This is a genomic window from uncultured Spongiibacter sp., assembly GCF_964011655.1.
Lineage (GTDB): Bacteria > Pseudomonadota > Gammaproteobacteria > Pseudomonadales > Spongiibacteraceae > Spongiibacter > Spongiibacter marinus.
Genome location: NZ_CAXGPO010000051.1, coordinates 1 through 15,625, shown reverse-complemented (window position 1 = coordinate 15,625; position 15,625 = coordinate 1). Strand labels below are relative to the sequence as shown.

Below are 15,625 nucleotides of genomic sequence, written 5' to 3'. Positions count from 1 at the left end.
TTGCGCCCGGAGTCGGCAATTTGATCAATCGCATTCACCACATATTCGGCGGCAATCTGCGCATCACTTAACCCGCGGTTGGGGTAGGTCACAATACAAACATCGTAACCCTCGCCCAACAGCAGGGGCTCGTAATTCCACGTCCACTGCTCTTCGCCGTGGGTAAACGTGCCGTGAACCAGCAGCACAACAGGCCCGCTCTCGGTGAAGGGGTTACAGACCAGACCCTCATTGAGCACCGACATTTCTGTTTCAAAGGTCGGCTCAGAGAAACGCTCACCGGAGGAACCGGAGCCCGACGAGGAGCCTCCGCAGGCGGTTAATACCGCGATGAATAACAACCCCAGTGTTGTGAGACGTCCTTTTTTCACATGGTCAAACATGGCTTACCCTCGGTAGGTTTAGCGCTTGGCGCTGCGAGAACGCTCATTGTTTGGCAAGGCGCGCAGCTGATCAATCGTCCGTTTTACATAATTATAGAGAGACGCCATGAGCCTACCACGCAAGGATGTCGAATTTTTAAGCCAGGGCACTCGCTGCCGCGCATGGCATTACCCCACGGCCACACCACAAGCCTGCATTGTGATGGCGCACGGTTTGGGCGGTACACGGGATGCGGGCCTGGAGCCCTACGCCCAGCGGTTTGCCGACGCGGGCTTTGCAGTGCTGCTATTTGACTACCGCCACTTTGGCGCCTCTGACGGTGAACCCCGGCAATTGCTGTCTGTTTCCAAACAGCTGCAGGATTGGCGCGCCGCCATCAGTTTTGCTGAAACCCTGCCCAATGTTGACGCCAAGCGCATTGCGCTGTGGGGCAGTTCGTTCTCGGGTGGACATGTGATCAGTACGGCGGCCGCCGATAAGCGTGTGGCCGCGGTGGCTGCCCAGGGGCCGATGATGGACGGTCTGGCCTCGGTAGCGGCCATGCTCGGCTATGCAGGCGTCGGCCGGCTACTCAAACTCAGCGCCTACGGCGTGGCCGACCTGGCCAAATCCGCCCTTGGCGGCTCACCGGTGATGGTGCCCATTATCGCTAAGCCCGGTGGCTTTGCCGCCATGAGCAGCCACGACGCCTGGAGTGGCTACCGCGCTATTCAACCCGATAACTGGCAAAATGCCATGGCTGGCCGCCTGGCCCTGGCGCTAGGCACCTATCGCCCCACACTCAAGGCAAAGCAAGTCCATTGCCCTGCGCTGATCCAAGCCTGTTTGCGCGACACCGTGGCACCGGCTTCGGCAGCGATTAAGCTGGCGCATAAGCTCGGCGCGAAGGCCACGCTCAAACAATACGATATCGGCCATTTCGATATTTATGTTGGCGAGGCGTTTGAACAGGCGGTGAGTGATCAGATCGCCTTTTTCCAAAAGCACTTAAACGGCACTCAATAACTAACCTGCACCGGCGTCAACGCGCTCTCGCCGCGATGCGCCGGTATTCTCGGTAACTCGGTGTCCAGAAGTTGCGCTCTATATCTGCGCGTAACTCTTCGTCACTGCGCTCGCGGGCCAGGCCCTGCGCCTGAGCCACTTTGGCAACGGCAAAGGCGATGGCACGACTCAACTCAGCGAGCTCGGTTAGCGGCGGCAGCACCCTATTGCGTTTATCGTGATACTGGCTAGCGGCCTCGGCGAGGCAACGACTGGCGGCCATTAACATTTCGTCGCTGACGCGGCTGGCGCGACTGGCCACCACTCCCAAGCCAATTCCAGGGAAGATATAACTGTTATTGCACTGCGAAATCTCGTAGCGCTGCTGCGCGTATTCCACCGCTGAGAACGGGCTGCCGGTGGCGACGATAGCCTGCCCATCGGTCCATTCAAGAATCTGCTGCGGCCGCGCCTCAACATGCTTTGATGGGTTACTTAATGGCAGGATAATGGGCCGCTCGCAACGCTGGTGCAGACGGCGAATTGCCTCTTCGGTAAACAGACCAGGCTTGCCGGAAACACCTATCAGCACACCTACATCGAGATTACTCACGACATCCAACAGACAGGGATAGTCGCCATCATACTGCCAGGCCGATACCGCCGATTCGGGCTGAGCCAGCGCCGCCTGAAAATCCAACAGCCCGTCCATGCGCTGCATAAGTAAGCCAAAGCGGTCGATCATGTAGAGTTGGGCGCGAGCTTCGGCGTCGCTCAAGCCCTCCTCCACCATTGCACGAATCAATTGCTCGGCAATGCCACAACCCGCCGACCCCGCACCGACGAACACGATATTCTGATCCCGCAGCCGTTCGCCCTTGCGCTTACACGCGGAAAGTACCGTCCCCAGGGTGACGGCAGCGGTTCCCTGAATATCATCGTTAAAGCAACAAACACGCTCTTTATGCCGCTGTAAAATCGGCATGGCATTGGGCTGAGCAAAATCTTCAAACTGAATAAGCACGCCGGGCCAGCGCTGTTGCGCCGCGTCGATAAACTGGTCGACAAAGGCGTTGTACTCATCCTTTTCAATACGCGGGTGACGCATACCCATATACATGGGGTCGTCGAGCAATGTTTGATTATTCGTGCCCACATCCAACACAACCGGCAATGTGTACGCGGGGCTAATTCCACCGCAGGCGGTATACAAAGATAGTTTGCCTATGGGAATACCCATTCCCCCAATGCCCTGGTCGCCCAGACCCAACACGCGCTCACCGTCGGTGACCACCAGCACTTTTACTCGGTCCTTACTGACACTGTGCAAAATGTCATCCAAGTAGTCACGGTCTTCATAGGAGACAAAGATGCCGCGGGCACTGCGATAAATGTCGGAAAAATGCTCGCAAGCCTCGCCTACCGTCGGGGTGTAGATAATGGGCAACATCTCTTCAAGGTGATCATTCAGCAGGCGATAAAACAGGGTTTCATTGTTGTCTTGCACCGCCCGCAGGTAGATATGTTTATTGATCGGCTCATCGAAGCTGCAGTACTGCATATAGGCACGTTCGACTTGCTCGTCGATATTTTCGTAGCGCGGCGGCAACAGCCCCATCAAGTTAAAGCTGCGACGCTCCTTTTCAGTAAATGCCGAGCCTTTATTTAGCAGCGGGGTTTCCAACAACATGGGGCCTGCGTAAGAGATATACAGCGGTTTCTCAGAATTCATAATGGACTCGTATCGGAGGGGTATAAACAGCTTCTCGGCGCGTCATTCTACACATGAATAACGCCAATCACAAAATAAATACCACTAAAGTCTATGCGACGATTGCCAAGCTCGCACAGGGTAACACGCCCCATGCAAACTGCTATGCAAGCTGCGACGCAAGCACAAAACCGGCAACGGAATAAAATAAATACTTTTTATTTTCAATGACTTAAACATGGAGCAAAACTTGCAACCAATTACCTCAGGAACTTCACACTGCGCAGTAGATATGCGCGCCGGAGCGTTTTGGATGCGTAACATTGCGAATCACCCCAGCCCGATTGAGTCGTCACGCATACTCATTATCGATGACTCTCCCGTAGAGCTGTTCCGAATGGAGGCCTTACTAAGGAGGCATCACTTTGAAGCCCTGTGTTGTAACGACCCCAGCAAAGCACTGCAAATTTTACTGACTGAGCATATCGACATTGTGCTTTGCGACTGGCAAATGCCCAAGATCACTGGATTAGCGCTCTGCCAAACCATTAGTCAGAGCCCTGCAATGGGCGCACCCTACTTCATTATGCTAACGGGGCGGAAAGACCGGGCAGACATGATCGCAGCCATGGACGCGGGCGCCGACGACTTTATCTGCAAGCCTGCCGCCAGCGAAGAACTTCGCGCTCGCATTCAGGCAGGCTTGAGACGCTTGGACAAGGAGCGTTCCATGATGATGCGCCAGCAACCGCTACTTCTCTGCGGCGAATAAATACACCATTAACGCCTCGCGCTGCGCTTCATTTAAATTTAACTGAGGCATCGGTGGTGTCGGCGTTATAAAAAAGCTCATCAAGCTCTGCGCAGAATAACGCTCCGCCAACCCTTGCAGGGGGCGCAATCCTTTACCCTCATGACACTCGGCGCAGGCATAGCGTTCATATAAGCTACCACCCATTGCCACAAGCCGCTCGCGATCGCGCTGACTGTAGTCGCGCAGTGGATCGGTTTGGTCGTGCTCAGCACGGGTATTAACCGCTGTGCGACTGGCTTCACCGCGGTGCACACGATAGACCCGGCCACTGTAATCATCGGAGATAAATATCTCTCCGCTTGCCGCCTCCACAACATCCACTGGGCGACCCAGCAAGCTGTCGGCCTGCAGGAAGTTACTTAAAAAGTCGCGCTGGACAATACTGCCGTCTTGCTGCCAGTGAAGTGACACCACTTTGTAGCCATCTGGCTCACTGCGATTCCAGGAGCCGTGCAAGGCCACAAGGGCCGAGCGCGCGTAAGGCCCGTCCTGGTGCCGCAAAAAACGAATACCGAGGGGGGCATTATGCGCGGGGAAATTATGGGCAGGCGGTCTGTTTTGCGGCAAACCTTGCGGAATTTTCTCACCGAAGTCCGGGTCCAGCTGATCCGCATTGTAGTAGGGCCAACCATAGAAGCCGCCCTGCACCACCTCATTCAGCTCGCAGGGCGGGAAGTTGTCACCCAATAAATCGCGGCCATTATCAGTGGCAAAAAGCCGCTGATCCCAGGGCGTCCAGTCAAAGCCAACACTGTTGCGTAAACCGCGCGCATAGATTTCCAGACCACTGCCATCCGCTTGCATGCGCATGATCGTCGCGCGTTGCGGGTCACTTTCTTCACACACATTACAGGTGGACCCGGAGCTGAGATACAGCCAGCCATCTGGGCCAAACGCTATGGTTTTTGTCCAATGGTTGCCGCCATCGCCAAATCCGCTCACCAACCGTTGGTAGTCACCTTGAATGCGGCCATCACTGTCCAGCGCCACGCGACCAATTGCATTCGACTCGGCAGCGTATAAGTGATTTTCTCGCAATGCCAGGCCATGCGGCCGCGTCAGCCCCGCCAGCACGACCTCTTGAGCGTCGGGCAAGCCATCACCATTGTGGTCTGCAGCAAGACGCAGCACTTCACCGGTGCGCGGGCGACTGACAAAAAGATCGCCACCTGAGGTGACGGCAAGAAAACGAATATTCCCCAGGCCACTGGCATACACATCAACGCGATACCCCTCCGCCACTGCCAGATCAGTACCGTCATCCATCGGAGCGGCATCGCTGTAGCCAACGGCCGCATGCAACAGCGCCCGAGAGGCCGTCGCCATACCCGGCGAGCCAAATTGAATCAAGACAAACGGGCTGGCGACAATCAGGATCAGGCAGAGTAACAGCGCAGAAAAAACAAAGACCAACGTGCGTTTCAAAAGTGTATTTCCCCTTAGTATATATTTCGGCTCAACAGCGCCTTATGACGTCTCACCGACTTCGCCAGTGGCGTGTGGCAGCGACGAATCGGGCAGTTGAGCCAACGACGCGTCAACCAGATCCTGAAGCTCTCGCAACACCACAGTGAACACCGACAAATCCTCGGCCGCGGCAATTCTGACACTGTCGATGATGGTATTGTAACGGCTCAAGCGCGACTGATTGCCAGTTTGCCAGCTATCGAGTATGTCAGACAAAGTCCGTTGCGCGTCGCTCAATAGGCCAATGCTTAGCTGGCGCAACAACGACTCCAGGCTATCCACATAGGACTCCCGCGCCAGGTCCTGCCAACGCCCACCCGGCTGCCAGGAAATTAACACCTGCAGCGCCCAATCCATTTGCAAGGTTTCTAGCAGAGCGAACTGCAACTTGCTGAAACGCTCTGCCGGGCAATTAACTTCCAGGGCTGCATCCACGCAGCCTGGCAGCATAAAATAGGCATCAAATGCCGCAATCGTGGTCGCCAATTCTTCCGGCACCCCGGCATCTATCCAGCGCGCGCTTCTGCTGCGGTATTCCTCTGCCCATACACCGCGCAGATTCTCCACCACGCACGGCATGAGCGCGGCGAAGCCCGGCTGCATTTTTTCAATCAATCGCGACGGCTGTATATGGTGGATATTTCGCAAAAACCAGCGCGTGCTGCGTCGCCCAAGACGCATAATCTGGTGAAACAAGGCGTACTGCACGGTGCTATCGACACCTTGATCCAACGCTTCTACGCGGCGCCACAGCCCTTCAACACCAAATAACTCGACGACGGCGACAAACGCACAGGCTGTCTCTACTGCTGTTGCCCCCAGGGAGATTTCCTGACGATGGCTGTAGCGAAAGCCCATGATGTTCACCAGCTCATTGGCCAACTGCGTGGCAATGATTTCCCTGGCCAGACGGTGGTCGCGAATCTGTGAGGCATAGTCGCGACGAAGACGCTGAGGGAAGGCGCGGTATACACGCTCAAGCAACCAGGGGTCGTCGGTATCCGCCAGCGCCATCAACTGTTCCTTAAGCTCAACTTTGGCGTAGGAAACCAGCAGCGCTAATTCCGGTCGCGTCCAGCTTTTCCCTTCGCTGTGCAGCTCGTTAATACGCTCGTTATCAGGCAAAAACTCCAACTCTCGATTCAGCGCCCCCGTCTCTTCCAGGTGCTCAACAAAGCGAAGGTAGTCGTGGTGGTGCTTATCGCGGCTATAGCTTGCCAGGCTGATTGCCAGGGTCTGACGGTAGTTGTTATGCAACACCAAGGACGCCACATCATCCGTCATATCGGCAAGCAGCTGATTGCGCTGCTTGGACGTTAAGTCCTCGGACTCGAGCTGTGCATTGAGCAGAATCTTTATATTTACTTCGTGATCGGAACAATCCACACCAGCAGCGTTATCGATAAAGTCGGTATTACAAATACCGCCATTGCGGCAAAATTCCAGACGCCCAAGCTGGGTAACGCCGAGATTTCCGCCCTCGCCAAATACCCGGCAACGCAGCTCACTGCCATTTATCCGCAACGGGTCATTGGCGCGATCACCAACATCGGCATGACTTTCTTCCGCGGCTTTTACATAGGTGCCAATGCCGCCGTTCCATATCAGGTCTACCTTCGCCTGCAGCAGGCGGCGAATCAGTTGCGTGGGAGTGAGTGCGGCGTCATCACAGGCTAGTAGCTGCTGCATTTCCGGCGACAATGGCACTTGCTTTGAGCTGCGCGAGAAGACGCCACCGCCCGTCGAGATTAATTCGGTACTGTAGTCGGCCCAACTTGACCTGGGCCGCTCAAATAAGCGCTTGCGCTCCTGCCAGGAAGCTTCTGCATCGGGCACTGGGTCAATAAAAATATGCAGGTGGTTGAAGGCGGCAACCACCTTCAGCGACTTGGACAACAACATGCCGTTACCAAATACATCCCCGCCCATGTCGCCGATACCGATCACCGTCACCGGATCGCGCTGCACATCAATACCAAGCTCACGAAAGTGCCGTTGCACCGCGACCCAAGCACCCCTGGCAGTAATTCCCATCGCTTTGTGGTCATAACCGTTACTGCCCCCGGAGGCGAAGGCATCGCCCAGCCAAAAGCCGCGACTGAGGGCAATATCATTGGCAATATCGGAAAAACTCGCCGTGCCCTTATCCGCCGCAACCACCAAGTAGGGGTCGTCGTCATCGCGGCAAACGACAGACTCGGGCGGCACCACACGATCACCCTCGCGGTTATCGGTAATATCCAACAGGCTGCCAATAAACAATTTGTAGCAGGCCACGCCCTCGGAAAACAGCTCCTCTCGCGACTCAAGCTGCGCCGAGAGTCGGGCGACAAAGCCCCCTTTAGCACCGGTGGGAACTATGACGGCATTTTTCACCTGCTGCGCTTTTACCAGCCCCAGGATTTCGGTGCGGTAGTCCTCCAGACGGTCGGACCAGCGTATGCCGCCGCGCGCAACTTTGCCGCCCCGCAGATGGACGCCTTCCACACGCGGCGAAAACACAAATATCTCGTACTCAGGGCGAGGTGCTGGCGCAAAACTAAGATCGCGGGTGCTGATCTTCAACGCAATACAATCGCGGTATTGCAGCGCGTCATCCTGTTGAAAGAAGTTACACCGCAGCGTGGCGTCGATACACTCAAGGTATTGCCGCAGCACTTGGTCCTCATTGAGGTTTTGCACTTCATCCAACGCATGAAGAATGCCGTCTCGTAGCTTATTTTCGCGCTCTTCACTGCTTTTTTGCGCGCCGCGCCTCGGGTCAAACAGGCAGCGAAACAAGGCCATTAAATCCCGAGTAATATCGACATTACTGCTCAATACCGAGGCGATAAAGTCCAAGCTCAACAGTGAGCCGAGCTGCTTGATGTAGCGCGCATAGGCGCGAATCAGCGCCACAGAACGCCAGTCCAATCTGGCGCCAATGACTAGACGATTGAAGCTGTCATTCTCGGCCTTGCCCTGCCAGATCGCGCGCAAAGCGTCTTCGTAGCTGTCGCGCACTGACTCCAGATTAAGTTTCCTACCGCCGCCCAGATCGTGCTCCAACACGAAGTCGTGCATCCAGATATCGCTTTCACCGTCGGGGCAAATTTGATACGGGTGCTCCACCAATACCCGCGAGCCCATTTTTTCCAACATCGGCAATATATCTGATAGCTGCAGCGATTCTTCGCGATGAAACAGCTTTAAGCGCAAGCGATTATCGTCACTGCCGGCCTGATGAAAAAGGCTGATGCTGATATCACTGCTGTCTGTAAGGCGCCGACAGAGCTCAATATCATTCACCGCCAGCAGCGGCGAAAAACGATCCCGATAAGCCGCAGAAAATGCCTGCTGGTATTGCAGGGCTAACGAGCGACCGGTTTCCTCGCCATGACGCTCAATACACAGCTCGGTAAAGCGCTGCCGCCAGTCCCGGCACAATTCAATAATCTCAGTTTCCAGGGCTCCGCGATCAAGCTGACGAAATTGCTGATCGTGAATGCGGAAAACCAACTGCATGCGCGCCAGCACCGATTCCGAAAGAAACTGCGTGGACAACTCACAATCGCTACTGCCAATGGCTTGCCCAAGCAGTCGTTCGATGTCCTTTTCCATCTTTACCGCTTCGCGCGGCAAGTAAACGATGCAGCTCACGAATTTTTCAAAGCGATCAACGCGCAGCACCAATTTCACTGCGCGCCGCTCGTAAATTTTCCAAATTGCCAGGAGCGCGTCGAGCAGGTCGCTTTGCTCAGCCTGAATGAGCTCGTCTCTGGGGTGGCGCTCAATGATCAGCGCGAAGGTTTTGCCATTGTGGCTGGCGCCATCAAGCTGGGAGTGGTGTCGCAACCATTGCGCCTTGCTGCGCAGTAGCGGTATTCGCTCGACACTGTGGTAGTACATACCAGCGGTATACAGGCCGAGCACCCTTGTCTCACCAATCGCCTGGCCCTGTTCATTGAAACGTTTTATCACGATATAGTCGGCATAAACGTGGCGGTGTACCGTCGATTTTTGCGAGGTTTTCGTAAACGCCAATGCCGATCGCTGGGCGTAGAAGTCGGCAAAGCCCTGGCACAACGTATTCAAGGCAACAGCGGGCAGCGGCGCGCGCTTGCCCATTAGGCCCAACTGATTATCCGGTACCTCGGCAATATAGGGTTGATCATTTTGGCTGGAGAGAAGAAAGTCCGACATCCCCAAAAACGTGAAATTGCCATCGCGCAGCCAACGCAGAAACACGGCCTCTTCGTTATCTTCCCCAAAGGTTCGCTCACTTTCGTCTATACAGGCCTGCAAACGCTCAAGCATCGCCGGGAAGTGCTCGACAACTCGCTCAACGTCGTCACTGGCGGTGCGCAGATCGGAGGTCAATGCGTGAAGCACACTCTGATCACTACAGGTGTCTATCAATACATAGCCGACACTTTCGCAACAGGCGTCACTATTGCGACTCGTCGAGAGCGCCTCCAACCTTCCCTCAGGGCTGCGTTCAACCCACATTAAATTGCTCTCAAACACGTGCACATTTAGGTTGGAGTTATTCAGCGCAATACGCAGAGAATCAACGAGAAATGGGCGATCGGGCTGGCAGTAGTAGATTACGGTGTGCTTACTTAGCCAACCGTCGCTTTCCAGATCCGGATTAAAGACTTTGACCAATGACTCCGATTCGGCGCGCTGGGAGACAAAGTCATACAAGCCATATAACAAACCGAAGTTAGCATCAGCCTCCCAACTCAGCTGACTCTCGTCAGGGTGAACATGTACCACCTGATCGAGAAACTGGCGAAAAACCTTCGCGTCACTCCCATCCAGCTGTTTATCCGCAACCGTTGCGATACGCTTGAGTAATTGCTGCCTAATGTTCAGGTTGGTCATATCAACGGTCTCACTCTGCAAAAAAGCAAAGCGGCCTGCCAGACACGCCGCTCAACCTGAGTCTAGCAGCTGTCTGGCAGGCCGCCCGCCCGACCGCAAGCGCCGTCACACATGGCAGCAAAGGCGCATTAGTATTCGCGAATAATCACCCGCGTGTTCCAGTCATTGCCCTTACCATGAACCCGGTGGTTTTTGTGGGGACGGTGGCCGCCCTTGTGGTAGTGCCGGTCGTAGCGGCTGCTGTGGTGACGCCAATAGTCGCGTTTGTGATGGTGTTTGCCATAGTGGGGACGGCTGTAATCGTAAGCGCCATCATCGTAGCCATCTCGATAGCCGGATCGATAGGCATGCTGATAACCGCGCCGGTAATTAGGGTGCTTCGCCACCCGGTGACCACAATGTGCATGGTGACGGTGCACATATCTGGCGTCGCTATCGTGCGCGGCGTAAACCACTGCGGCACCCAGCAACACCGCGGCAGCAACCTCAGCATTGTCGGCACGCGCCTGGCTTGGCAATGCCATTGTGCCGACCAACAACACGACCACCGCCGCCAATAGATGGTTTTCTGACGACACTCTACCTGTCTTGTTCATCGCTATATCCTCCATTAGAGTTTTTAGCCTAATGAGGTTTGCCTTAACCCCAACTGAAGCACCTGACCTCCACACTTTTGTGCCTGCCGGACCAGGCCCGCCCTCAGCGCCACTCGGTTCACAACACCGCCCACTTGAGCGAGGGACTACGCATTTAGCGTCGCAATTTGCGAAAAACCGATAGAGCTTCCCGCCAAAAACCCCAAACCCATGAAATAAAAGGATTTTTTAATTGGTATCAATTTTGCGATTAGTAGGACATCTGCCAACGAATAAGTGATGACCAATATGAAACGCAAAATTCTGGGCCTTGTAAGCCTGCTTTCATGCACCACCTCGCTGACGTATGCCCTGCCCTTTGAGCGCTGCCCCGGGGAGGCCTTTCTTATTCAAGACAGGGTGGCGCAGCTGTACAGCGTCGATCTCGCCACCGGCTTCAGTAAGCCGCTGAGCACGCCGGGTTGGACGAGTGCCAAAATGAATGCCCTCGCCTTCAATTTAAGTGACAGCTATCTCTACGCCTACAACTACGAAACGGGCTCTATCAGCCGCCTTGGCGCTGACAACAGCGTGGCGGAACTCAATGCCAATATGCAGGGCTTAAGTTTTTTTGTCGGTGATATATCGCCCACGGAAAACGCCTACTACTTCTACCGAAGCGGTAGCGATTACGGTCTGTATCGGCTCTCGTTGGACAGTCTCAGCGATGACTATCTATCGCTGCAGAAAGTTATTTCCGGCGCGGCACTGAATCTCAAGATTTACGATATGGCCTTCCACCCCAGCAACGGCATGGTCTATGCCGTGGATAACCAAGGCGCACTTTGGAAGATAGATATTTCGAACAACACCGCTGAAAAGCTCGGCAATACCGGCGAATCAGGAACGTTTGGCGCCGCCTATTTCGACGTTGATGGCAACCTCTATATTTCCCGCAACAACGATGGCCTCATTTTCCAAATTGACGTTTCACAAAGCACGCCGAAAGCCGTTCGCTTTGCCTCTGGCCCGGCCTCCAGCAACAACGATGGCGCCCGGTGTGCGCTGGCCCCTATCGTTACCAGCGGCATCGCCATCGCGGATTTCGGCAGCGCTCCGGACAGCTATGCTAGCTCGCTGCAAAACAACGGTGCCCGCCATGCCAAGGGCAACGGCGAGCTCTATCTGGGCGCGAGCATCAGCTACGAAGCCGATGCCAAGCTGTCCGAACTAGGCAACGCGACAACCGAGAATGATGGCGTTGCCTTTCTTAATATGCCTCTGCGTGGGAAAAGCGCATTAGTGTCAGTTGAAAGCAGCGGCGCAGGTTTGCTCAGTGCCTGGGCGGATTGGAATGGCGACGGCAATTTCAGCGGCGACGAACAGTGGTTGGTGGACCATCCAGTCGCGGCCGGAACGGCAATGCTCTCCTATACCGCCCCCACCGATGCAGCGATCGGTGGTAGCTGGATGCGCTTTCGCTTGAGTACCACACCCGGGCTGACCAGTCAGGGGGGGGCACCCGACGGCGAGGTGGAAGATTACGCCATTGAGATTGCTGAACAGCCCGCCACCACCATTTTTTACCCCGGTGAAAATGACCGCGCGACACTGGCCTTTGAGGATAATTGGCCGCTGATGGGCGACTACGATATGAATGATGTAGTCATTCAATACCGCTTAGCCAAACGCCAACTCGGCGACTCGCTGACCCATATCGAGATAGAAGGGGAAGTCGTCGCACATGGCGCGAGTTACCACAATGGCTTTGCTTTCCGCCTTCCCGGACTTAACCGCGACGATGTTATCGAAGCGTTGAGCCACCTATCGATCAACGGCCTTCCACAAGCCAGCGTCATGGAGCCAGATCAAGATGACGCCATTGTGATCATCGCAGAGGACCTTCACCAATACACCACCCCGGGGGAAAACTGCCGCTACTACCGCACCGAGCCCGGCTGCGGTTCGAACATACAAATGCGTTTTAGTGCCACGATCACGCTGCAAACAGGCGTGCCATCAGAGCGCCTTGGCGACTTCCCCTTCGACCCATTTCTTTTCGCCACGCCAGGCTACGCAAGAAACTATCTGTTTGGAGAAGCACCGGGACGCCGCTTCGAAATTCATCTCAGGGGTATGGCCCCAACAAGCGCCTTTCAACAGAATTTTCTTGGCAGAGGTGACGACGCCAGCAATACCAACGTGTACTACGTCAACCAAAACAACATGCCCTGGGCAATGAACATACCGGCAAAATGGGACTACCCCTCAGAGTACATGGACATTCACTACGCCTACCCCAAATTCCACGACCACATACGCTCGTCGGGAAAAGAACACCTGGACTGGTACAACCGTGAAAACGCCAACACCAAAAACATTTTCAACCGCTAAACACGGCGACACACCGAGGTCACTATTATGAGCAGCCACTCACTTATCGCACCACTCTGCCTTAGCCTTGCCATTACCGCCTGTGGTGGTGGAGGTGGTGGCGGCGGCGGTGGAAACAATACGGCAAGTACTGCCGACAGCGACAGCGCAAACATCACCCCAGCGCCCGTTCAGCAGCCCGTCGCTGTCGACGAACCGCAGCCGCCCGCGGAAACCACCGCCGATTTACAAGTGCCCGAGGGCTTTGATCTTCGCCAAGACTACACGCTGACCGTCACCAGTTACATTGGCGACAGCGGTGGCAATGAATTCCTGACTATTTGCCGCAACTACAGCGAAAATGCCGACGGCTTCGACGTCGACTTAAAAAGCTGCCTATTGAAAACCTACGTCGCAGGAAACAGCGATTACACCGTGCAAGCTCGCAATACTGACGACACCTTGCTGGTGAGCATCTGGAAACTCGATACCCCGGATCAGACCCAGCATCGCGTCTGGCAGCGGCAGTACCGCGATGAGGAATTTATTGAAATTCGCTAAGGCCCATCACCCCTACATGACAAAAAGTTATAGCACCGGCACTTGAAGTATTTTTACACTATGGTGTAAAAATACTTCAAGGTAGAAAAACTACTTATAACAATAATTAAACGGCGGCGTATTACAGCCCGCCAATTCGCCGGAGAGTCATCGTGGATTATTTTGCACGCCCTAGCCTCAGTGCTATCGCCGGGGGCATCGCCCTCGGCCTAAGTATTAGCCCGTTTACCAACGCCGAGTCAGCCGCTGACAACACCTTACAAAAAGGGGTACTGGAGGAAGTGCTGGTGACAGCGCGAAAGCGCAGCGAGAGTATGCAGGACATCCCTATTGCCGTTACAGCAATTAGCGCCGACAGTCTCCGCGAGCGCGGCATTAGCAACACCAGCGAGTTAACCAAGTCGGTTCCCAGCCTCGAGATTCGCAAGGGCCAAGCCAATCAAATTTACATTCGCGGCATTGGTGAACGCACCGGTTTTGCCCGCGTTGATCCCACGGTAGGCGTGTATTTAGACGATTTATTCCTACCCCGCTCAGACGGCCAGCTACTCGATACCGTCGACATCGCCAGCATTCAGGTATTGCGTGGCCCACAGGGAACCCTCTTCGGGAAAAACACCACCGGTGGCGCCATGGTGGTCAGCCTGCAAAAGCCCGACGCCGAGCCCGCAGCGTATGTGGAAGCAGGCGTCGGAAACTACGCCCAGCGACGTTTGAAAGCCGGTGTAAACTGGCCAATCAGTGATCACTTTTTCACCCGCGCAGCGATTAACATCACCAAAGACGATGGCTACTTCGAGAATGTCGCCACCGGCCAGAACAACCCCACCAATGACCGTCAGTCGCTGTTGCTGCAAACCCGCTGGGAAGCCAGTGAGCATTTCAGTCTGGATACCCAGGCATTTCTGGGGAAAATCCGCGAAAACCTCAGTGGTATCAACTGTTCTGTGCCCAGCCAGGAGGCCCTGTATATACAGGGCCTTTGGGTTGCCCACCCCGGCGACACGGATCCTGCAAATTTGCGGGCCTTTCAGGAAAACTGCGACGCCAACTCCCGGGAGCGCCTGGGCGATTTAAAATCGAACCAGGGTCCCAACCCGCGCTTGCAGAAGGATCTTGATACCGCGCTGCTCGCGGCGACCGCTGACTGGCAGATCAGCGACACCTTGAGCCTGAAGTCCGTTATCGGCCTGCGCGGCGAGAAGGAGGGCCCAATACAGGCCAGCGATCCCGATGGTGGCCCCGCGCTGTGGAGTAGCTACATCAATACCGAGGACAGCGACCGGCGTTCCTACAGCTTTGAGCTGCAGCTCAATGGTTCAGCCTTTGAACAACGCCTGCGCTATACCGCCGGCCTATTTGCCATGCAGGAAACCAACAGCGAGAACTTCACCGTCTCCAACAGTATTCGCGGCATCGACTCGCAGACCCTGGCAGAGCTTGCCCTCAGCCAGGCGCCCACACGCCCCGTACCGGGCGGCACCGTGCCCTTGGTCGGTTTTATCGGTGCCCCGCTGGTGATATCGGACTTCGAGTTGGAAAACACCACCCTCGCCGCCTTTACGCAAGCCTCCTTTGATATCAGCCAACAGCTAGAGCTCACACTGGGCTACCGCATTACCGAAGAGCAGCGGCAGTCCGAACTCAGCACCACCGAGGCCGACATGGCGGCAATTGAGCAGCGCCTGCTCGGCAGCGGCCTGTTTGGTAACGGCACTAATATCGGCGTGTTTGGCCCCGGTGCCGGCGGCTTTTTCCCCTACCTCGGCCCCCTGGGCTGGCGAGACGATCCAGTGAGCATTGCCGCGGCCCTGTTCCCAGACGCCGACGGCGATGCGCTGCACGATTATCCCTTAGACCCGAATGCTCGCCGCAAGGATAGCGGCGACG

Annotated in this window: 10 protein-coding genes; 5 read left to right on the top strand and 5 right to left on the bottom strand. The window is 55.5% G+C overall.

What is annotated here, in order from left to right:
- Positions 1 to 383: hypothetical protein (locus ABNS66_RS15185; protein ID WP_348655377.1), on the bottom strand; the 383-nt coding region annotated here is incomplete at its 3' end.
- A gap of 106 nt (positions 384 to 489) precedes the next feature.
- Here ABNS66_RS15185 and ABNS66_RS15180 point away from each other — a divergent pair.
- Positions 490 to 1,389 (top strand): alpha/beta hydrolase, encoded by a 900-nt coding sequence (locus ABNS66_RS15180; protein ID WP_286694380.1) that lies wholly within the window; start codon positions 490 to 492, stop codon positions 1,387 to 1,389.
- A 16-nt stretch (positions 1,390 to 1,405) separates the two neighbouring features.
- On the opposite strand, the gene ABNS66_RS15175 is transcribed toward ABNS66_RS15180, so the two are convergent.
- On the bottom strand, positions 1,406 to 3,100 hold the full coding sequence (locus ABNS66_RS15175) for an NAD-dependent malic enzyme (RefSeq protein WP_286836611.1): 1,695 nt from the start codon (positions 3,098 to 3,100) through the stop codon (positions 1,406 to 1,408).
- Between the two features lie 292 nt (positions 3,101 to 3,392).
- On the opposite strand from ABNS66_RS15175, the gene ABNS66_RS15170 reads away from it, so the two are divergent.
- Positions 3,393 to 3,851 (top strand): response regulator transcription factor, encoded by a 459-nt coding sequence (locus tag ABNS66_RS15170; RefSeq protein WP_204995145.1) that lies wholly within the window; start codon positions 3,393 to 3,395, stop codon positions 3,849 to 3,851.
- Here ABNS66_RS15170 and ABNS66_RS15165 read toward each other — a convergent pair.
- The 3 genes from ABNS66_RS15165 to ABNS66_RS15155 all read right to left on the bottom strand — a co-directional run bounded on the left by ABNS66_RS15165 (position 3,831) and on the right by ABNS66_RS15155 (position 10,822).
- Positions 3,831 to 5,318 (bottom strand): PQQ-dependent sugar dehydrogenase, encoded by a 1,488-nt coding sequence (locus tag ABNS66_RS15165; protein WP_286836614.1) that lies wholly within the window; start codon positions 5,316 to 5,318, stop codon positions 3,831 to 3,833. The two genes, ABNS66_RS15170 and ABNS66_RS15165, sit on opposite strands and share 21 nt — an antisense overlap.
- Positions 5,319 to 5,360: 42 nt before the next feature.
- Positions 5,361 to 10,226, bottom strand: coding sequence for an NAD-glutamate dehydrogenase (locus ABNS66_RS15160; protein WP_286836616.1), 4,866 nt, complete (start codon positions 10,224 to 10,226; stop codon positions 5,361 to 5,363).
- Positions 10,227 to 10,354: 128 nt separating this feature from the next.
- Positions 10,355 to 10,822, bottom strand: a complete 468-nt coding sequence (locus ABNS66_RS15155) for a hypothetical protein (protein ID WP_204995143.1) — start codon at positions 10,820 to 10,822, stop codon at positions 10,355 to 10,357.
- A 279-nt stretch (positions 10,823 to 11,101) separates the two neighbouring features.
- Here ABNS66_RS15155 and ABNS66_RS15150 point away from each other — a divergent pair, with 279 nt between their 5' ends.
- The 3 genes from ABNS66_RS15150 to ABNS66_RS15140 all read left to right on the top strand — a co-directional run.
- Positions 11,102 to 13,195 (top strand): LruC domain-containing protein, encoded by a 2,094-nt coding sequence (locus tag ABNS66_RS15150; protein ID WP_348655376.1) that lies wholly within the window; start codon positions 11,102 to 11,104, stop codon positions 13,193 to 13,195.
- A gap of 27 nt (positions 13,196 to 13,222) precedes the next feature.
- The gene (locus tag ABNS66_RS15145; RefSeq protein ID WP_286836620.1) at positions 13,223 to 13,735 is read left to right on the top strand and encodes a hypothetical protein; all 513 of its coding nucleotides are present in this window, start codon (positions 13,223 to 13,225) and stop codon (positions 13,733 to 13,735) included.
- A gap of 152 nt (positions 13,736 to 13,887) precedes the next feature.
- Positions 13,888 to 15,625 (top strand): TonB-dependent receptor plug domain-containing protein (locus tag ABNS66_RS15140; RefSeq protein ID WP_348655375.1); only part of this gene is annotated, 1,738 nt, incomplete at its 3' end.

Bases quoted from the DNA above. Each gene is read 5' to 3' on its own strand.
- ABNS66_RS15180 (WP_286694380.1), top strand. From the start codon at position 490: ATGAGCCTACCACGCAAGGATGTCGAATTTTTAAGCCAGGGCACTCGC.
- ABNS66_RS15175 (WP_286836611.1), bottom strand. From the start codon at position 3,100: ATGAATTCTGAGAAACCGCTGTATATCTCTTACGCAGGCCCCATGTTG.
- ABNS66_RS15170 (WP_204995145.1), top strand. From the start codon at position 3,393: ATGCGTAACATTGCGAATCACCCCAGCCCGATTGAGTCGTCACGCATA.
- ABNS66_RS15160 (WP_286836616.1), bottom strand. From the start codon at position 10,226: ATGACCAACCTGAACATTAGGCAGCAATTACTCAAGCGTATCGCAACG.
- ABNS66_RS15155 (WP_204995143.1), bottom strand. From the start codon at position 10,822: ATGAACAAGACAGGTAGAGTGTCGTCAGAAAACCATCTATTGGCGGCG.
- ABNS66_RS15150 (WP_348655376.1), top strand. From the start codon at position 11,102: ATGACCAATATGAAACGCAAAATTCTGGGCCTTGTAAGCCTGCTTTCA.
- ABNS66_RS15145 (WP_286836620.1), top strand. From the start codon at position 13,223: ATGAGCAGCCACTCACTTATCGCACCACTCTGCCTTAGCCTTGCCATT.